The following is a 19,568-nucleotide window of genomic DNA, read 5'->3' as shown; positions in this document are numbered from 1 at the left end:
GAGCGGCCCGGGATTCAGCGCAGGGCGGGTTCGTCGAGCGTCAGCGTTCCCGCTTCGGCGTCGAGTTCGGCCCGGACACCGAAGGGCATGGTCGACGCCCCCTCGCAGTGCCCGAACCCGAACTCCTCGACGACCGGCACACCGAGCCCGCCGAGCCGGTCGGCGAGGACCGTGCGCAGGACGTCGTACGGACCGCAGCCCGCCCAGGACCCGAGGGCGATGCCCCGCACGCCGTCCAGCCAGCCGGTGCGCAGGAGCTGGGTCAGCATGCGGTCGACACGGTACGGCTGCTCCCCCACGTCCTCGATCAGCAGCAGTCCGTCCCGGGCGCCGGTGCGGGCGTGCCGGGTGCCGAGGTCGGTGGCGAGGAGGCTGAGGCAACCGCCGAGGGTGACTCCGCGGGCCCGTCCGGGGATCAGGGCGGGGCCCCGGGAGGTCAGGGTGCGGACCGTTTCCGGGGTGAGCAGGGTGGCCCGCAGGTGTTCCTGGGCGACGGCGTTCTTGACGAAGTCGACACCGGCCGCGGCCGGCCCGTACAGCGTGACCAGGCCGAGGCGGGTGGCGAAGGCCTGGTGGAGGGTGGTGACGTCGCTGAAGCCCACGAACACCTTCGGCCCGGCCGCCCGCATCGCCTCCCAGTCGAGCAGGTCGACCATGCGCTGCGCGCCGTAGCCGCCCCGGGCGCACAGCACCGCGTCCACGGAGGGGTTGCACCAGGCCCGCTGGAGGTCGGCGGCACGGTCCGCGTCGGATCCGGCGAGGTAGCCCAACTCGCCGTGCGCGTCCAGGACATGGGGCGCGACCACCGGGTCGAGGTCCCAGCCGCGCAGGAGGTCGAGTCCGGCCTGGAGCCGGTCCTCCGCGACGGGACCGCTCGGTGCGACCACGGCCACGCGGGCGCCGGGGCCGAGCCTGGACGGCCGTACGAGTTCTGTCACTTGGTGAGCTCCAACGTCGGGACGCCGGGCGGGTTGAGCCCGAACACCTGGGCGTACAGGGAGAGTTCGGATTCCAGCGCCCGGATCATCGTGTCGGCCCGCCGGAACCCGTGCCCCTCCCCCTCGAAGGCGAGGTAGGCGTGCGGCACCCGCCGCCCGGCGATCCGTTCGAGGAACCGCTCGCACTGCGCGGGCGGGCAGATCACGTCGTCCAGGCCCTGGAGCAGCAGGAAGGGCGCGGTGACCCGGTCCGCGTGCTCGACGGGCGAGCGTTCCGCGTACCGTCCGGGGACCTCGGCGAGCGGTCCGACCAGGCTCTCCAGGTACTGCGACTCGAAGTCGTGGGTCTCCCCCGTGCCCCAGCCGGTCAGGTCGAGGATCGGGTAGACGATCGTGCCGCAGGCGTACACGTCGGTCGTGGTGAGCGAGGCGGCCGCGGTCCAGCCGCCCGCGCTGCCCCCGCGGATGGCGAGCCGGTCGCGGTCGGCGGTGCCCTCGTCGGCGAGGGCGAGCGCGACGGCCGCGCAGTCCTCGACGTCGACCACGCCCCACTGCTCGCGCAGCCGGTTGCGGTACTCGCGCCCGTAGCCGGTGGAGCCGCCGTAGTTGACCTCGGCGACGCCGATGCCGCGCGAGGTGAAGTAGGCGATGGAGAGGTCGAGGACGAGGGGCGCGTGCCCGGTCGGTCCGCCGTGCGCCCAGACGACGTAGGGCGGCAGCTCGTCGCCGGGCGCCAGGTACCCGGGCCGGTGCGGCGGGTAGACGTGGGCGTGGATGTCCCGGCCGTCCGGTCCGGTGAAGGTGCGGATCAGGGGCTCGGGGTAGTACGCGGGGTCGACGGGATCGTCGTGCTCGGCGCCGATCACCCGGGCCCGTCCCGTACGGGCGTCCAGTTCGACGACCTCGTAGGCGGTGCGGGGACTGGCGCCGACGGCGACGACCCGCTCGCCGTGCACCGCGAGGGTGGGCGCGAACTCGGTCCAGGGGCCGGCCGCGTCGACGAGTTCGCCGGTTTCCGGGTCCAGGATCCCGAGGGCCGTCGAGCCGGTGCCGTGCACGACGGCGATCAGGCCGCTGTCCAGCGGGGCGAACCAGCGGTGCCCGAGCTTCCACAGGGCGCCGCCGAACTCCTCCTCGCGCGGGCAGAGTTGCTCGCCGTCGCGGTAGAGGTTCCACCAGCCGGTGCGGTCGCTCGCGTACAGGAGCCGGCCGTCGGGCGACCAGTCGGCCTGCGCGACGGACTCCTCCGGGCCTCCGGCCACAGTGCGCGGCTCCCGGAACGTGCCCTCGTGGACCTCGGCGACGATCAGTTCCGTGCCGTCCCAGGGCATCCGCGGATGGTCCCAGGCGAGCCAGGCCGCGCGCGAGCCGTCGGGCGAGAGCCGGGCTCCGGTGACGAACCGGTGCCGGTCGTCGGTGAGTTCGCGTACGGCGTCCCGGTCCTGCGCGGCCGAGCCGTCGAGCGGCACGGCGGCGAGGACCCGGCGCACGTCGGTGGGCCCGTCGCCGGTGAACTCCTCCAGGACGCACCACACTTCCCCGAGGTCGAGCCGCACCTGTGGCTCCGCCCAGCGCAGTCCGCCGCCCACCGGGGAGACCGGCGTGAGGGGGCGCGGCTCGCCGCCGGGCTCGTACCGGTACAGCCGCTGGTCGGCGAAGTGCGCGAACACCACGAGGGGTTCGCCGGCCACGACCGCGCCGGCCCAGGGGTGGCCGCCGTACTCGATGACCCGGCTGCGCACGTTCCACGGCGCGGGCAGCACCGACTCCTCGCTGCCGTCGGCACGTCTGCGCACCAGGGTGCGGCGGCCGCCCTCGGCGGGCCGGGGTTCGGTCCACCAGACCTCGTCCCCGACGAAGCCGAGCCATTCGGGGTGTCCGTCGTGCGCGGCGGCGAGGGCCGCGTCGATGGGCGAGGGCCAGGAACCGTATGGCGACGTCTGCACGTTCTCCCCCACTCGCTCAGGCCGTCCGCAGGAAGCGGTCGAGTACCCGCACCCCGAAGTGCAGTGCCTCCACGGGGACGCGTTCGTCGACGCCGTGGAAGAGGGCCTGGTAGTCGAAGCCCTCCGGCAGCTTCAGCGGCGCGAAGCCGTAGCCGGTGATGCCGAGTCGGGAGAACTGCTTGGCGTCCGTGCCGCCGGACATGCAGTACGGCACCACGTGCCCCTCGGGCGCGAACTCCTCGACGGCGGCCCGCATCCGGGCGTACGTCGGCGAGTCGACCGGCGCCTGGAGCGCGACCTCGCGATGGCTGAACTCCCAGTCCACGTCGGGTCCGGTGAGCAGGTCGAGGGTCGCGCGGAACTCGTCCTCGCCGCCGGGAAGGTAGCGGCCGTCGACGTAGGCCACGGCCTCCCCCGGGATCACGTTGAGCTTGTAACCGGCTTCCAGCATGGTCGGGTTGGCGCTGTTGCGCACGGTCGCCTCGACCAGCTTGGCCGCCGGGCCCAGCTTCTCCAGCAGCGCGTCCACGTCGGTGAGGTCGGTCTCGATGCCGTAGAGCGCGGCGAGTTCGGTGAGGGCGGCGCGGACGGTCGGGGTGAGCCGGAGGGGCCATTCGTGCTCGCCGATGCGGGTCACGGCGGCGGCGAGCCGGGTGACGGCGTTCTCCTTGTTGACCTTGGAGCCGTGTCCGGCCCGGCCGCGCGCGGTCAACTTCAGCCAGCCCGTGCCGCGTTCACCCGCCGCCACCGGGTAGATCTGCCGCCCGGCGCCGTCGTGGAAGGTGAACGCCCCGGACTCGCTGATCCCCTCCGTGCAGCCCTCGAAGAGCTCGGGGTGCTCGTCGGCGAGGAACCCGGAGCCGTCCTCGGCGCTGGCCTCCTCGTCGGCGGTGAACGCGATCACGAGGTCGCGCCGGGGCCGTACGCCCTGCCGGGCCCAGTTCCGCACGACGGCCAGGATCATCGCGTCCATGTTCTTCATGTCGACCGCGCCGCGCCCCCACACGACCCCGTCGCGGATCTCCCCGGAGAAGGGGTGCACGCTCCAGTCGGCGGCCTCGGCGGGCACCACGTCCAGGTGACCGTGGACGAGCAGCGCGTCCGCCGACGGATCGCTGCCCTCGATGCGGGCGACGACGTTCGTACGGCCCTTGGCGCGCTCCAGCATCAGGGGCTCCAGGCCCGCCCCGGCCAGCTGCGCGGCCGCGTACTCGGCGGCGGGCCGCTCCTGGCAGTCGCCGCCGCCCCGGTTGGTGGTGTCGATGCGGATGAGGTCGGAGGTGAACCGGACGACCTCGTCCAGTGCCTGCTGGTCAGCCATACTGCTCCTCCACGGCGGCCGAGACGATGGTGGTGACCGCCTTGAAGGTACGGATTCCCGCGTACATGGTCTCGCTCGTGTACGCCACCTTCCGCGTCCCGATCCGCTCGACGCCGGGCACCACGGTGGCGGCCATGGCGAGGTGCTCGGCGTCGAACTCGACGGCGATGGTGAACGGGCCCGCCTGCACGGGTTCCTGACGGACCGCCAGCTGTGCGGCCTCCTTGGCCGCGGCCCGGATGTCGGCGGCGGTACGGGCCGGGGTCCGGCACACGGCGGCGTAGCGCGAGACGTGGTCCTTGACGGCGACCTTCAGCGCCCCGGGCGCGTACCCGAGGGCGTCCTCGCAGGCCACGTCGTCACCCGTGACGAGGACCACGGGGACGCCGTACTCCGCGACCACGTGCGCGTTGAGGTACCCCTCGCTGGCGGGGACGTCGTTCAGCCACACCCCGGTGATGGAGTTGGCGAGGTAGGTGTGGGCCAGGACGCCCTCCTGACCGGCGCCCGCGTGGTAGCCGACGAACGCGATGCCGTCGACGTCGTCGTGCTGCACGCCCTCGACCATGGACAGCGACTTGTGCCGCCCGGTGAGCATCTCGGTGCGCTCGTCGAGCCGCTCCAGGAGCAGGTTGCGCATGGTCCAGTGGGCCTCGTTGACGACCACCTCGTCGGCGCCCCCGTCGAAGAAGCCGAGCACGGCCGCGTTCACGTCCGAGGTGAACAGGGACCGGCACCGCTCCCACTGCGGTGTCCCCGGCAGCACGTCGGCCGGCCAGGTCACGCCGGTGGCGCCCTCCATGTCGGCGCTGATCAGGATCTTCATGGTGCGCCACGTTACGCGGCGAAGAGGTTTACGTCGCCCGCACGTGGTGAGGCGAGCCGAATGCCGCTCACCCCCGCCGCACCGGCAACCCCTGGAAGACGCGTATCCTCCCTCGCGGGTTCCACAGGAGACGGACAGGGAGCAGCGTGAGCGACACCGCACAGCCCGTACAGCCGGCACGCCGGACGACGGCGGCCCCCAAGGCGTCCCAGACGCCCGAGGCGACCGGCGCGCCCGAGGCGACCGCCGCGCCGGGGAACCCGTCCGTACGCCCGAAGCAGCGCGACGCGTTCTTCGACAACGCCAAGTACCTGGCGATCGTGCTGGTCGCGATGGGTCACGCCTGGGAGCCGCTGCGCTCCGACAGCCGGGCCGTCACCGCGCTGTACACGATCGTCTACGCCTTCCACATGCCGGCGTTCATCATCATCTCGGGCTACTTCTCGCGCACCTTCGACGCGAGTCCGGCGAAGATCAAGCGCCTGGTCACCGGGGTCGTCGTCCCGTATGTCGTGTTCGAGACGGCGTACACCCTTTTCACCCGCTGGTCCGACGGTGTCCCGGACCGCCCGGTCAGCCTGCTCGACCCGCTGTACCTGACGTGGTTCCTGGCCGCGCTGTTCATCTGGCGGCTGACCACGCCGATCTGGCGCAGTGTGCGGTGGCCGCTGCCGATCGCGCTCACGGTCGCCGCGCTCGCCACCCTCAGCCCGTCCATCGGCAACGACCTCGACCTCCAACGCACCCTCCAGTTCCTGCCGTACTTCGTGCTGGGCCTGTGCCTGCGGCCCGAGCACTTCTCGCTGGTCCGGCAGTGGCGGGTACGGCTGCTCGCGCTCCCGGTGTTCGCGGCCGCGGTGGTGTTCTCGTACTGGGCGGTGCCGCGCATGGACTACGCGTGGTTCTTCCACCGCGACGCCGCCGAGCACTTCGGGGTGCCCGCCTGGTACGGCCCGCTCATGACGCTGGCCCTCTTCGGCTGCTCCCTGGTCCTGGTCTCCTGCTTCCTGTCCTGGGTGCCGGGGCGCCGGATGTGGTTCACGACGCTGGGCGCGGGCACGCTGTACGGCTATCTGCTGCACGGCTTCGTCGTCCAGGCCGGCAACCACTTCGACTGGGCGGCCCACCGGTGGCCGCACACCCCGCTCGGCGAGATCGCCGTCACCCTGGTCGCCGGGGTGGTGGTGACCGCGCTGTGCACCGCGCCGGTGCGGCGGGTCTTCCGGTGTGTGATGGAGCCGCGGATGGAGTGGGCGTTCCGGAAGACCGAGCCGGAGGCGGGCCGGGTGCCCACTCAAAGGCGCCGGTAGGCGTTCGCAGCGGTACCGGACGCGGCGGGCACCCACCCCCACCCGTCCGTCAGGTGGGGCGCCCCACCACCCACCACTTCGAGGGCAGCTCGATCCGGGTGCCGTCGGCCCGGTACTCCGTGGTGATCAGCGGCAGTTCTCCGCTCGCCACGATCGCCAGCCCGGCCGCCCCGAGGTACACGGGCACCGCGTCGTCGGCCACCTCGCCGGGCACGATGCCGTGGCGGAAAATGGGTGCCAGTTTGGCGGGCGGCCCGTCGGCGCTCTGCGCGAGTCCCACGAGGACGGGCTTGGCGGCCTCGGACAGCTCGACGAGGAAGGCCCTGCCCCGCTCCCCGAGGAGGGTGGCGATCGAGTCGACCATCTGCTGGCGGTCCTCGGGGGCGGCCTGGTGCAGCACGCCCCGCATGTACACGTTGGCGTCCCCGAGTTCGGCGTGCAGGCTCTCCGGCTCGGCCTTGTCGGAGGCGTCCAGCTGCCGGTAGGTCACCTGCTCGTCGGGGTCGGCGTCGCGCGCGCGGTCGAGAGCGGCGGCGGACAGGTCGACGCCGATCACCTGGGTGAAGTGGGCGGCGAGAAAACGACTCTGGGTGCCGTTCCCACAGCCCAGGTCCACCAGCGGCAGCCCGGGATCGATCAGCAGCGGCTCGAAGTGGGCGAGATGGACCCCGGAGGTCAACACCGGCTCCGCGTCCCAGAACACGGCCCCCTGCCGCCCCGGAGCCTCCCGCCAGAACCCCTCCCAGGACTCCCGGTACCGACCCGTCACGCTCATGCCCAACTCCCCAGGATGCGACACAAACCCGCCACACTTGGCGGGCCAGTACGGTGTATCGCGCCGGGGTCACGCGAACAAGCGCATGGCGCATTCCTTCACTGTGAGTTCGAGAAACGCGCGCCCGTGGACCAATCAGCGGCGGGGCAGGGTCAGTTCGAACCAGACGGTCTTCCCCGCCTTCGTACGGCTCGCACCCCACTCCCGCGCCAAGGTGCTCACGACCCGCAGCCCCCGCCCCTGCTCGTCGGCCGGCCCCGCGCTCAGCAGGTTGGGCAGGTCGTGGTCATCGTCGTCGACCTCGCACAGCAGCGTGTCCCCCCGCACCAACCGCAGTTCGACGGGCCGCCGATGCGAGTGCCGTACGGCGTTGGTGACCAGCTCGCTCACCATCAGCTCGGCGCCGTCGGCCAGTTTCACGAGCCCCCAGTCATGGAGCTGCTCGCGTACCGCGGCCCGGGCGCGCCCCACCTCGGCGGGATCGAGCCGGATCCGCCACTCGGCGACGTCGTCGGGTGCGATGCCGTTGAGGCGGGCCATCAGCAGTGCCACGTCGTCCTTGCGCCCGCCCCGCGTGTTCAGCGCCCGGATGATCGCGTCGCAGGCGTCGTCCATGGAGGCGGCCGGGTGCGCCGCGGACTCGGTGAGTGTCGCGAGCCCCACACCGATGTCCTCGCCCCGCACCTCCACCAGGCCGTCGGTGCACATCAGCAGCCGGTCACCGGGCTCCACGCGCACGCGTACGGCCTCGAAGGGCACCCCTCCGACGCCGATGGGCGCACCCGTGGGCAGTTCGAGCAGCTCGCTGCGCCCGTCCGAGGCCCGCACGATCACCGGCGGGATGTGGCCCGCGTTGGCGATGTGGAGTTCGCTCGCGATCGGGTCGTAGACGGCGTAGAGACAGGTCGCGAGGTAGCTGTCGCCGAGCCGCTGGGCGAGGTCGTCGAGGTTGCGCAGCAGCTGGGCCGGGGGCAGGTCGAGCGCGGCCATGGTCTGTACGGCCGTACGCAACTGGCCCATCATGGCGGCCGAGTTGAGGCCGTGTCCCATGACGTCGCCGACGACCAGGGCGGTGCGGGCGCCGGGCAGCTTGACGGAGTCGAACCAGTCGCCGCCGACACGTCCGAGAAGCGTGCCGGGGAGGTAGCGGGTGGCGATGTCGCAGCCCGCCATGCGCGGCGGGATGTGCGGCAGCATGCTGTCCTGGAGGGTCTCGGCGACGGACTCCTGGAAGGTGTACATGCGCGCGTTGTCGAGCACGAGGCCCGCGCGGGCGGCGAGTTCGGCGCCGGTGACCCGGTCCATGTCGTTGAACTCGACGCGCTCGGGGTGCCGGAGCAGGATCATGAACCCGAGGACCACATTGCGGGCCTTCAGCGGCACGACGAGCATCGAGCGGCCGGTGATCAGCGGCCGGATGTCCCGCTTCTCGAACTGCGAGGCGATGGCGTGGCCCATCTGCTCGCTGATGCGCGGCACCAGGACGGGCTCGCCGCTGGTCATGCACTGGAAGAACGGGGTGTGCGCGGGGAACGGCATGGCCTCGCCGACCGGCACCACGTCGTCCCAGCGGCCGGGTTCGTCGGTGTGTTCGAGGGCGACCCGGTGCCACATGGTGGTGGTGTCGGGCACGCCGTCGGGGAAGCCCTCGCCGGCGACGACCTGTTCGCGCAGATAGGTGCCGGCGACGTCGGTGAAGCGCGGGACGACCGCCTTGCTGACCTCGACGATGGTGCGGGACAGGTCGAGTGAGGTGCCGATCTTCCCGCTGACCTCGTTGAGGAACTCCAGGCGCTCGCGTACGGCGACGTACTCGAGGTCCTCGCCCTCGTCGAGCGCGTCCTGCGGCAGCGGCAGGCCCTCGGCGGCCGCCCTGGCCGCCCGCTCGCGGCGGGCCTTGCGCTCGGCACGCCGGGGCACGCCCCAGTCGGGGGTGACGGGCACCCGGTCGTTCTGGCTGAACTCCAGGACGGGATAGCCCAGTTCGAGGATCTGCGCGACGATGCGGGCACTCTCGCCCACGCTCATGCTGGGCAGGATCTCGGGGAGCCGGCGGGCGAGTTCGTCGGCGCCGGGGAAGTCGGTGTGCAGGGCGAAGGCGGGCGCGATCCGCTCGACGGCCCCGGTGCCCTCGTCCAGGTCGAGGTCCCGGTGGAGTCCGTCCGCGTCGGCGGCGAGGACCAGCAGGCGCTCCTGGCCGGGGCCCACCAGCGGGTAGGCCCACCACAGGACGTCGGCGCGGTCCGCTCCCGGGAGGGTGAGGCGGGCGCGGCCCGCGGCCGGGTAGGAGAGCCCGCCGTCGAGGGACGACTCCAGGTCGGGTCCGAGGCCGTCGTAGGCCGCGTGGACGCCGTAGGGCCGGGTGTCCCCGTCGTCGGGGAGCGCTCCGGAGACGGGCAGCAGATCGGCGGCCGGGCGGCCGATGGCCTGCTCCTTGGTCACGCCGAACAGCCGCCCCGCGCCCCGGCTCCAGTGGGACACCAGGCCGACGCGGTCCACCACGACCACGGCCAGCGGGACCCGCCCGGCCGAGGCGTGGCCGTCCGCCGCGCCGTGCCCAGCTCCGCCCCGCTCGGTGCCTCGGTCCATGGCCCAGGCCCTCTCTCCGCAAGATCTGTGCCGCCTGCTCCACCGTACGGCGCCGGTCGGTCACGGTGTGCGGCAATGCGGGAATTGGTCCGGTCCGCCCGCTCCGGCGCGCGCCCGGCGCTGACGCCCTGTCAGTCCTCGTGCCGCAGGTGGAGGTCCCGTTCGGTGTGGCCGCCCCCGGCCGTCCGCAGCACGGTGGCGACCGGCGGGTATCCGGCGGCGATCACGGTGTACTCGCCGGAGGCCAGGTCGGCGAAGCGGAAGGTGCCGTCGGGTCCGGTGGTCAGGGTGTCCACGACGTTGCCGGCCGTGTCGAGGAGCGTCACGCGCGCGTCCTCGACCGGCCGTCCCCCGCCCGCCCGCACGGTGCCGCGCAGCAGGGCGCCGCCCGTGAGCTCGACGTCCTGGCGGGTCTCCCGGGCGGCCCGGAGGGTGACGGGGAGCGCGGCGGGGCGGAACCCGGACGCGCCGGCGGCGAGGGTGTACTCCCCGGCGGGCAGTTCGGTGACGACGTAGGTGCCCTCGGGTCCGCTGCGGGTGGTGGCGACGACCTCGCCGTGCGCGTCGGTGAGGGTGACGGCGGCGTCCCGCACGGGGGTGCCGTCGGCGGTCCGCACCCGGCCCGTCAGCCGTCCGGCGCTGCCGCCGAGCACGATGTCGAGGTCGACCGGCCGCTCGCCGACGGTCACGGAGACCGCCTGCGGCTGGTGGCCGCCCGCGGCGGCGATGAGGACGTACGACCCCGGTCCGGGCGTCGGCAGCCTGTACCGCCCGTCCTCGCCGGCGGCGCTCCGCCCGACCTGCGCCCCGGCCATGTCGATGAGGGTGAGCGCGGCCCTCGGCACGGCGGTCCCGTCGGAGTGCCGGACGGTGCCGTGGACGGGGACTCGCGCGGGGCGGGGCGAGCGCGCCTGCGGGACCGGCGGGGTCTCCGTCTCGGGGGCGTGGTGCGGCATCAGCGGTTTCTCCTTGAGGAAGAAGGCGATGAGCAGGCCGAGGACGAGGACCGGTACGAGGTAGAGGAAGATCCTCGGCATGGCTTCGGCGTAGGCCCTCACGTAGCCGTCGCGCAGCGCCGGGGGCAGGGCGTGGACGAGCTGCGGGGTGAGGGACTCGGGGTCGGGCAGCCCGGTGCCGGTGGGCAGTTCACCGGTGAGCGCGTCGGCGAGCCGGTGGGTGAGGAGGGTGCCGAAGACCGCCGCTCCGACGCTGCCGCCGATCTGCCGGAAGTAGTTGTTGGCGCTGGTGGCGGTGCCGAGGTCGGCGGGGCGGACGGAGTTCTGCACGGCGAGGACCAGCACCGGCATCACCATGCCGATCCCGGCGCCGAGGACGGCCATCCAGAGGCTGTAGTGCAGCCGGGGTGTGTCGGCATCGAGGCGGGACAGCAGCCACATGCCGAGGACGGAGAGGGCGCTGCCGAGGACGGGCCAGATCTTGTAGCGGCCGGTGTGGCTGACGAGTTGTCCGCAGACGATGGAGGCGCCGACGATTCCGGCCATCATGGGCAGCATCAGCAGCCCGGACTCGGTGGCGCCCGCGCCGTCGACCATCTGGAGGTAGGTCGGCAGGTAGCCGGCCGCGCCGAAGAGCGCGACGCCGATCACCAGGCCCACCAGGCCGGTGACGTTGAAGACGGGGTCCCTGAACAGCCGCAGCGGGATCAGGGGTTCGGCGGCGAAGTGCTCGGCGACGAGGAAGAGGGCCGCGGAGGCGGCCGCTCCGGCGCCGAGTCCGAGGACGACCCGGGAGTCCCAGGCGTACTCGGTGCCGCCCCAACTGGTCAGCAGCACCAGGCAGGTGGAGGCGGCGGCGAGCAGGAGCGCGCCGAGGACGTCGAAGCGGGGCTTGGCCGTGGGCCTCGGGAGCTTGAGGACGGCGGTCACGACGGCGAGGGTGACCAGGCCGAAGGGGACGTTGACGTAGAAGCACCAGCGCCAGGAGAGGTGGTCCGTGAACCAGCCGCCGAGCAGCGGGCCGGCGACGGAGGCGAGTCCGAAGGCGGCGCCGATCAGGCCCATGAAGCGGCCGCGTCGCCGGGGCGGCACGATGTCGGCGATGATCGCCTGCACACCGGTCATGAGGCCGCCGGCGCCGACGCCCTGGACCGCGCGGAAGGCGATCAACTGGTCCATGGTCCCGGCCCGTCCGGCGAGCGCCGAGCCGATGACGAACACCACGATCGCGAACTGGAAGACGCCCTTGCGGCCGAGCAGGTCGCCGAGCTTGCCGTAGACCGGCAGTCCGACGGTGGCGGTGAGCAGGTAGGCGGTGATCGCCCAGGACATGCGGTCGAGGCCGTGCAGCTCACCGACGATCTCGGGGAGCGCGGTGGCGACGATCATCTGCTCCAGCGCGGCGAGCAGCAGCGCGAGCGTCAGTGCGAAGAAGACCAACCGCACCCGGCGCGGGCCGAGTCCGACGGGCCGGTCGGGAGCGGCCGGTGGCGCTTCGACCCGTTCCTCGTACGCCGGAGTCGTCACGCCCACCTGCCGCTCCCCTCGTCACGCCTGTCACGCAATTCCCGCTTTAGGCGACAACTACGAACAAGCGTGACGAGTTACGGCAGATCAGGGCGCCGGACGGAGATCCACTCGATCCGGTGACCGAGATCAACATCTCCCGGACGCCGGGGACTTACTTCTCGACCTCGGCGGCGAGCCGGTCGAGGAGGGCGTCGTAGATCCTGCCGAGGCCCTTGGGTGCGAAGGTCTTCTCGAAGAAGCCGCCGATGCCGCCGGCCCCGTCCCAGGTGGTGGTCACGACGACGCGGGACTTGCCCTCGCCGGCCGGGGTGACCCGCCAGACGGTGACCATGGAGGAGTTGCGGTCCTTCTCGACGAGCTCGCCGTCGGTGGGCTCGGTGACCTCCAGGAGGCAGTCGCGGATCCGCTTGCTGGTGGCCTGGAGCTTCCAGTGCACGAGGGTGCCCTCGCCGTCGCCGCCCTCACGGACCTCGTACTCGCTGAACTGCTCGGGCAGCACCTTGCCACGGGTGCCGCTGTAGTCGGCGACGGCGTCGAACACCTTCTCCGCGTCCGCCGCGACGATCCGCTCCGTAGTGGCCTCGACCTGCGCCATCGACTTCCTCCAGGACTTCAAGTTCTCGGGCTTGGAGCAAGCCAACCACCCCCGCCCACGGGCGCCCAAATCGGGGTTGCACAGAAATTCGAACAAGTGTTTCACTCGAAGGGCAGTGCTACCGAGGAGGCCTCATGCGCTGGGAGAACCTCACCGAGTCCGCGGAACACGGACGGGCCGACGCCGCCCTCTTCGGCGCCGACGCGGTGGTCAGCCGTACCTTCGACACGCCCGAGTTCGCCGGGATCACGTTCCACGAGATCCGGGCCCGCTCGATCATCAACCGGGTGCCGGGCGCCTCCCGCATGCCCTTCGAGTGGACGGTCAACCCCTACCGGGGGTGCACCCACGCGTGTGTGTACTGCTTCGCCCGCAAGACCCACAGCTACCTGGACCTGGACACCGGCCTCGGCTTCGACTCGCAGATCGTGGTCAAGGTCAACGCGCCCGATCTGCTGCGCCGCCAGCTGGCCTCGCGCCGCTGGACCGGCGACCACATAGCGATGGGCACCAATGTCGACTGCTACCAGCGCGCGGAGGGCCGCTACCGGCTGATGCCGGGCATCCTCGCCGCCCTGCGCGACCGGGCGAACCCCTTCTCGATCCTGACCAAGGGCACGCTGATCCTGCGCGACCTGGACGTGCTGAAGCAGGCGGCCGAGGTGACGGACGTCGGCATCTCGGTCTCGGTGGGCTTCACCGACGGCGAGCTGTGGCGCACCGTGGAGCCGGGCACCCCGGCGCCGGAGCGGCGCCTGGACGTCGTACGGACGCTGGGCGAGCACGGCATCGGGTGCGGGGTGCTGATGGCGCCGGTGATCCCGTTCCTGAGCGACCATCCCGCGCAGCTGCGGGCGACCGTGCGCGCGATCGCCGCCGCGGGGGCCACCTCGGTCACCCCGCTGGTGCTGCATCTGCGGCCGGGCGCCCGGGAGTGGTTCATGGCCTGGCTGAACCGGGAGCACCCGTATCTGGTACGCCGATATGAGCGGCTCTACGCGGACGGCGCCTACGCCCCGAAGTGGTACCAGCGCCGGATCACCCGTCAGGTCCACGAGCTGGCACAGGAGTACGGCATCGGTCCCGCGGGCGCGGGCATGCCGCGGCGGATCCGGGAGCCGGAACCCGAGGTCGAGCCGATGTCCGAACCGACCCAACTCACGTTGATCTGAGAGCGTTCGAGCGCATCATTCGGCCCAATTGGGTCAAGTATTGTCAGAACACGTTCTTCCGGGCGTACTTTCCGGGACGATGCGGCGTGGACCGTGACCCTCGCGGCCCGAAACCCTCCGTCCTGGGAGGACTTCATGAGAAAACGCGCAGCCGTGCTGTGCGGCGCCGCGGTCGTCGTGGCCGGGACCTTCACCGCGGTCCCCGCCGAGGCCGGTGCCCAACAGCCCCCGCAGTCCCCGCAGGCCGCTCGGGCTGCCGAGCTCGTCTGGAAGAAGTGCGGCACCGCAGACCACCCGACGCTCCAGTGCGCGTCCCTGAAGGTGCCGCTCGATCACGCGAACCCGCGCGGACGGCAGATCACCCTCGCACTGTCCCGCGTCCGGCACACCGCGAAGAAGTACCAGGGTCCGCTCCTGGTCAACCCCGGCGGCCCCGGCGGCAGCGGTCTGACCTTCGCCGGCTTCATCGCCTCCGGCCTGCCCAAGGCGGTCGCGGCCCAGTACGACGTCATCGGCTTCGATCCGCGAGGCGTCGGCAGGAGCAAGCCGGCCCTCGACTGCAAGCCGGGCTACTTCAACCCGGTGCGCCCGGACTCCGTACCGGGCACTCCCGCGATCGAGCGGGCCAACCTCAAGCGCGTCAAGGCCTTCGCCGCCGCCTGCGGCCGCAAGTACGCGAGCGTGCTGCCGTACATCGACACCGTCAGCGCCGTGCAGGACATGGACTCGATCCGCCGGGCACTCGGCGCGCAGCGGATCAACTACTTCGGCTACTCGTACGGCACCTACCTGGGCGCGGTCTACGCCAAGCTCTTCCCGCACCAGGTGCGCCGCCTGGTCCTGGACTCGATCGTGGACCCGACCGGCGTCTGGTACGAGGACAACCTCGGCCAGGACTACGCCTTCAACGACCGGCACCGCGCCCTGATGGCCTGGATCGCCAAGTACGACGCCACGTACAAGCTCGGCACCGACCCGGAGAGGATCGAGGCCAAGTGGTACGCCATGCGGGCGGCCCTCGCCAAGAAGCCCGCGGGCGGCAAGGTGGGCGCCTCGGAGCTGGAGGACACCTTCATCCCGGGCGGCTACTACAACGGCTACTGGCCCTATCTGGCCGAGGCGTTCTCCGCGTACGTGAACAAGAAGAACGCCGACCCGCTGGTCGAGGCCTACGAGAACTTCGCCGCCGTGGACGCGGCCGGGGACAACGGCTACAGCGTCTACGCCTCGGTGCAGTGCCGTGACGCCTCCTGGCCGCGCGACTGGCGGCAGTGGCAGAAGGACAACTGGCGGGTGTACGAGAAGGCTCCGTTCATGGCGTGGAGCAACGCCTGGTACAACGCGCCGTGCGCGTTCTGGCCGACGGGCTCGCTGAAGCCGGTGAACATCGCCAACGGCAAGCTGCCGCCGGCGCTGCTCTTCCAGGCGACGAACGACGCGGCCACCCCGTACCAGGGCGGCGCGACGGTCCACCGGCTGCTGGCCGGCTCCAGCCTGGTCGTCGAGCAGGGCGGCGGGAACCACGGCATCACGCTGAGCGGAAACGCGTGCCTGGACAAGTACCTGACCGCTTATCTGACCGACGGCAAGGTGCCGCGCGGACACGGTGAGGCCGACGCGGTGTGCAAGGCGCTGCCCGACCCGAAGCCGCTGACCGCCAAGGCGGCGTCGACGTCCTCGCGGGGCGCGGCGCTGCACGGGCTGCTCGGCTTCCGGGGCTGAGTGCCTGACGCTCCGTCGGGGACGGCGTTGTCAGTGGTGTGGTCCACCATGGACCCATGAGCGAGCTGACCAGGATTCCCGCCCCCGACGGGGTCGCCCCCGCGGCCCAGTACTCCCACGTGGTGCTGGGCCGCGGCCGTTTCGTCGCGATCTCGGGCCAGGTGGCCCTCGACGAGGACGGCGGGCTGGTCGGCGAGGGAGACGCCGAGGCCCAGGCCCGCCAGGTCTTCGAGAACCTCCGCCGCTGCCTGGCCGCCGCCGGGGCGACGTTCGAGGACGTCGTCAAGCTCACCTGCTTCGTCACGGACCTGGCCGACCTGCCGGCCCTCCGCGCGGCCCGCGCCGAGCACATACCCGACGACCGCCTGCCGGCGGCTTCGGCGGTCCAGGTGGCGGGGCTGGTGCGGCCGGAGTTCCTGATGGAGGTCGAGGCGTTCGCGGTGCTGCCCGGGTAAATCGGAGGCCGGGTCGGGCGGCGGCTGCCTAGGGTGCCGTCATGGAAGCCCCTCTCCTCGTCCGCGAGATGACCCTCACCGACTGCGACCGTGTCTCCGAGATCCGGATCCGGGGCTGGCAGAGCGCGTACCGGGGACTCATGCCCCAGCCGTTCCTCGACGCCCTCAGCGTGTCCGAGGACGCCGAGCGCCGCCGGGCCCGGTTCGGGCAGGGCGGGGGAGACGTGGTGGACCTGGTCGCCGAGCGGGATGGCCAGATCCTCGGCTGGGCCTGCCACGGCCCCTACCGCGACGGCGAAGTCCGCACGAAGGACGCCGAGTTGTACGCGATCTACGTGGACGCCCGGCGGTACGGCAGCGGCCTCGGACACGCCCTGCTCCAGGAGTCCGTGCGCCGCTGTACGGCTGCCGGCCACCCCCGCATGCTCCTGTGGGTCGTCAAGGGCAACACCCGCGCCCGGCGCTTCTACGAACGCCAGGGCTTCCGGCCCGACGGCGCGGAGGATCCCTACGAGGTGGACGGGGTCCCGGTGCCCGAGGTGCGGTACGTCAAGGACCTGTCCCTCTGACACCTCCCCGCTGCCCGGGAATCCGCGCCAGCGCCCGCACCGCCGCCTCCGCGAGCGCCGGATGCGCCAGGGCCTCGTTCAGCACGGGTCTGGCCCGGGTGTCGGCCAGGGTGCCGAGGCCCTCCACGCAGGCGAGCGCCACCCGTCGGTACGGGTCGTGCGGGCGCAGCCGGCGTTCCAGCGTGGTGATCAGCGCGGGTACCGACTCGGGGGCGCGCAGGTGCGCGAGCAGCCGGACCGGGTGCAGGGCGTAGGCGACCCGGAGTTCATTGGTGGCGAGGGCGGCGGCCGCGCGGGCGGTGCGCGGGTCTCCGAGGCGGGCGAGTGCGTACGCGGCGGTGGCACAGCGCGGTGGATCGCGGTGGTTGAGCAGCAGGACGAGCGACTCGAAGGCCCGGCGGTCCCCGGCGAGACCGAGCCGGAACGCGGCCAGTTCCCGGGCCCACAGCGGCTGTCCGGGCGCGGTGAGCACTCCGGCCAGCTCGTCGAGGTCCTCGGTCGCCACCAGCCGGTCCAGGGCGGCCGACGCCCCCGCCTCCTGCCGTAAGCGCTCCGTGAGCGATCGCAACTCTTCGTCCATGAACCCGAGGTTAGGGGGCCCGCCCGGCGCGCGGGACGTACATCACAAATCCGGGGGCTGGCGCGCTCGTTACCCACCGGTTAAGCTCAGACGAGCGAGTTACCCACTCGTGGAACTCCTTGCGGTGGCCTGGTGACGCAGCCGCCGCGAGAGCAGTCGGTTCGGTACCTCGGGTACCACCAGTACGACCCGGCCTGGGACAGGGCCGGTCGGCATCCCCCGTTCTCCGGGCCTGTGCAAGGCCCGTGACGACGGCCCGGGCGTGTGCGCCAGCAGCCCGGCAACACCCGCGTTCCGCAGTTCCTCAACGCACCCGGTGCGCCCTTCGGCGTACCGGGTCGCGCTCCCAGTCGTCACCCTCATTCCTGGAGTTCCGCGATGGCCACTCCCCTGTCCGACCCCTCCCTGTCCCCGCTCCGGACGATCGCCGTCGTCGGTCTCGGCACCATGGGCACCGGCATCGCCGAGGTCCTCGCCAAGGCCGGCCGCGAGGTCGTCGGCATCGACATCAGCGAGGCGCAGACCGCCAAGGCGGTCGCCGTCCTGGAGGCCGCGACCGCCCGTGCCGTGGAGCGCGGCCGGCTCACCGAGCAGGAGCGCGCGGACGTCCTCGCCCGCGTCCGCACCTCCACCGACCTGCGTGCGGCGGCCGACGCCGACCTCGTCATCGAGGTGGCTCCGGAGTCGTACGAGATCAAGCACCAGATCTTCCGCGAGCTCGACGGGATCGTGCGTCCGGAGACGATCCTCGCGACCGGGACCAACGCCCTGTCGGTGACCCGGCTGGCCGCCGACTCGGCCCGCCCGGAGCGGGTGCTGGGCCTGCACTTCTTCAACCCGGCGCCGGCGATGAAGCTGGTCGAGGTCGTCTCCTCGGTGCTCACCGCGCCGGCCGCGGTCACCGCGGTCACCAACCTCGCCCTTGACCTCGGCAAGGAGCCCGTCGCGGTCGGCGACCGGCCCGGCTTCGTGGCGGACGGGCTGCTGTTCGGCTACCTCAACCAGGCGGCCGCGATGTACGAGGCCAAGTACGCCTCCCGCGAGGACATCGACGCGGCGATGCGGCTCGGCTGCGGTCTGCCGATGGGCCCCCTGGCCCTGCTGGACCTGATCGGCGTCGACACCGCGCGCACGGTCCTGGAGGCCATGTACGCCGAGTCCCACGACCGGCTGCACGCCCCCGCGCCGATCCTCAAGCAGCTCAGCGAGGCGGGCCTGACGGGCCGTAAGTCGGGACGCGGCTTCTACACGTACGAGACCCCGGGCAGTGCCACGGTCGTGCGGGACGCGCTGACGCCTCTGGAGAGCTCCTCGCGGGCCCAGGGCCGCGAGATCCGCTCGGTCGGCGTCGCCGGCTCCGGGACCATGGCGTCCGGGATCGCCGAGGTCTTCGCCAAGGCCGGCTACGAGGTCGTCCTCGCGGCCCGCAGCGAGGAGAAGGCGCAGACCGCGAAGGCCCGTATCGGCAAGTCGCTTTCGCGCTCCGTCGACAAGGGCCGGATGACCGCGGAGGCGGCCGCGCAGACCCTGGACCGGATCACCGCGGCGGGCTCGTACGAGTCCTTCGCGGACGTCGACCTGGCCGTCGAGGCGGTCGCCGAGGACCTGGAGATCAAGCAGCAGCTGTTCGCCGCCCTGGACAAGGTCTGCAAGCCGGGCGCGGTCCTGGCCACCACGACCTCCTCGCTGCCCGTCGTCGCCTGCGCCCGCGCCACCTCGCGCCCGCAGGACGTGATCGGCATGCACTTCTTCAACCCGGCGCCCGCGATGAAGCTCGTCGAGGTCGTCCGTACGGTGTTGACGGCCGAGGACGTCCACTCGACGGTCCACGAGGTGTGTGCACGGATCAAGAAGCACGCGGTCGACTGCGGCGACCGCGCGGGCTTCATCGTGAACGCCTTGCTCTTCCCGTACCTCAACAACGCGATCAAGATGGTGCAGGAACACTACGCGTCTCTTGACGACATCGACGCGGCGATGAAGCTGGGCGGCGGCTACCCGATGGGCCCCTTCGAGCTCCTGGACGTCGTCGGGCTCGACGTCTCGCTCGCGATCGAGAAGGTCCTGCACCGCGAGTTCCGCGACCCGGGTCTGGCTCCGGCCCCGCTCCTGGAGCACCTGGTGGCCGCGGGCTGCCTCGGCCGCAAGACCGGCCGTGGCTTCCGCGAATATGCCCGCCGCTGAGCACGTCGGCGACTGGTTCGGCGGCGCCGAGGACTGGGGTGGACTGCTCGGTCCGGGCAGCCCTCCCCTGCCCGCGGCACCCGGCGGCGCCCCGCCGGTG

The 19,568-nt window shown here is 72.2% G+C and carries 15 protein-coding genes; 6 read left to right on the top strand and 9 right to left on the bottom strand.

Annotation, left to right across the window (positions count from 1 at the left end; genetic code table 11):
• Positions 1-14: 14 nt before the first annotated feature.
• Genes AC2XR2_RS35890 through AC2XR2_RS35875 form a run of 4 tightly spaced genes read right to left on the bottom strand, consistent with a single transcriptional unit; the run spans position 15 to position 5,031 of the window.
• The gene (locus AC2XR2_RS35890; RefSeq protein ID WP_491517327.1) at positions 15-938 is read right to left on the bottom strand and encodes a S66 peptidase family protein; all 924 of its coding nucleotides are present in this window, start codon (positions 936-938) and stop codon (positions 15-17) included.
• A complete protein-coding gene (locus AC2XR2_RS35885; protein ID WP_381307022.1) occupies positions 935-2,884 on the bottom strand; it encodes an LpqB family beta-propeller domain-containing protein in 1,950 nt (649 codons plus the stop codon). Before AC2XR2_RS35885 ends, AC2XR2_RS35890 begins: the two co-directional genes overlap by 4 nt.
• Positions 2,885-2,900: 16 nt before the next feature.
• Positions 2,901-4,205, bottom strand: coding sequence for a M20/M25/M40 family metallo-hydrolase (locus tag AC2XR2_RS35880; protein ID WP_491517326.1), 1,305 nt, complete (start codon positions 4,203-4,205; stop codon positions 2,901-2,903).
• Entirely contained in the window at positions 4,198-5,031 is an 834-nt protein-coding gene (locus AC2XR2_RS35875; RefSeq protein WP_491517325.1) for a M55 family metallopeptidase, read from the bottom strand. The genes AC2XR2_RS35880 and AC2XR2_RS35875 overlap by 8 nt, the downstream gene beginning before the upstream one ends.
• 146 nt (positions 5,032-5,177) lie before the next feature.
• Between AC2XR2_RS35875 and AC2XR2_RS35870 the strand changes: the two genes are divergently transcribed.
• Positions 5,178-6,341 (top strand): acyltransferase family protein, encoded by a 1,164-nt coding sequence (locus AC2XR2_RS35870; RefSeq protein WP_491517324.1) that lies wholly within the window; start codon positions 5,178-5,180, stop codon positions 6,339-6,341.
• 49 nt (positions 6,342-6,390) lie between these two features.
• Here the strand turns inward: AC2XR2_RS35870 and AC2XR2_RS35865 are convergent, their stop codons facing one another.
• From AC2XR2_RS35865 to AC2XR2_RS35850, 4 genes are all read right to left on the bottom strand, one after another.
• Positions 6,391-7,116 carry a class I SAM-dependent methyltransferase gene (locus tag AC2XR2_RS35865; protein ID WP_491517323.1) on the bottom strand — a complete coding sequence of 242 codons (726 nt, stop codon included), beginning with the start codon at positions 7,114-7,116 and terminating at the stop codon, positions 6,391-6,393.
• Between the two features lie 135 nt (positions 7,117-7,251).
• Positions 7,252-9,705, bottom strand: coding sequence for an ATP-binding SpoIIE family protein phosphatase (locus tag AC2XR2_RS35860; protein WP_491517322.1), 2,454 nt, complete (start codon positions 9,703-9,705; stop codon positions 7,252-7,254).
• A gap of 131 nt (positions 9,706-9,836) precedes the next feature.
• On the bottom strand, positions 9,837-12,194 hold the full coding sequence (locus AC2XR2_RS35855) for an MFS transporter (RefSeq protein ID WP_491517321.1): 2,358 nt from the start codon (positions 12,192-12,194) through the stop codon (positions 9,837-9,839).
• A gap of 148 nt (positions 12,195-12,342) precedes the next feature.
• Positions 12,343-12,786: an SRPBCC family protein gene (locus AC2XR2_RS35850; protein WP_330263494.1), complete on the bottom strand. Its 444-nt coding sequence runs from the start codon at positions 12,784-12,786 to the stop codon at positions 12,343-12,345.
• Between the two features lie 134 nt (positions 12,787-12,920).
• Here AC2XR2_RS35850 and AC2XR2_RS35845 point away from each other — a divergent pair, with 134 nt between their 5' ends.
• The 4 genes from AC2XR2_RS35845 (at position 12,921) to AC2XR2_RS35830 (ending at position 16,704) form a co-directional block, all read left to right on the top strand.
• Entirely contained in the window at positions 12,921-13,958 is a 1,038-nt protein-coding gene (locus tag AC2XR2_RS35845) for an Rv2578c family radical SAM protein (protein ID WP_330263495.1), read from the top strand.
• A gap of 135 nt (positions 13,959-14,093) precedes the next feature.
• A complete protein-coding gene (locus AC2XR2_RS35840; protein WP_491517320.1) occupies positions 14,094-15,680 on the top strand; it encodes an alpha/beta hydrolase in 1,587 nt (528 codons plus the stop codon).
• Positions 15,681-15,736: 56 nt separating this feature from the next.
• Complete coding sequence (locus tag AC2XR2_RS35835; protein WP_381307004.1) at positions 15,737-16,135, top strand: RidA family protein; 399 nt, start codon at positions 15,737-15,739, stop codon at positions 16,133-16,135.
• A gap of 41 nt (positions 16,136-16,176) precedes the next feature.
• Complete coding sequence (locus tag AC2XR2_RS35830; RefSeq protein WP_449349386.1) at positions 16,177-16,704, top strand: GNAT family N-acetyltransferase; 528 nt, start codon at positions 16,177-16,179, stop codon at positions 16,702-16,704.
• Here AC2XR2_RS35830 and AC2XR2_RS35825 read toward each other — a convergent pair.
• A complete protein-coding gene (locus tag AC2XR2_RS35825) occupies positions 16,685-17,284 on the bottom strand; it encodes an adenylosuccinate lyase (protein ID WP_123764041.1) in 600 nt (199 codons plus the stop codon). The two genes, AC2XR2_RS35830 and AC2XR2_RS35825, sit on opposite strands and share 20 nt — an antisense overlap.
• A gap of 378 nt (positions 17,285-17,662) precedes the next feature.
• On the opposite strand from AC2XR2_RS35825, the gene AC2XR2_RS35820 reads away from it, so the two are divergent.
• A complete protein-coding gene (locus AC2XR2_RS35820; protein ID WP_491517319.1) occupies positions 17,663-19,468 on the top strand; it encodes a 3-hydroxyacyl-CoA dehydrogenase family protein in 1,806 nt (601 codons plus the stop codon).
• Positions 19,469-19,568 lie beyond the last annotated feature (100 nt).

Source organism: Streptomyces sp. LS-MS-L19 (assembly GCF_058382285.1).
The sequence above is the reverse complement of the archived record's forward strand: the minus strand, read 5'-3'. Positions and strand labels throughout refer to the sequence as shown.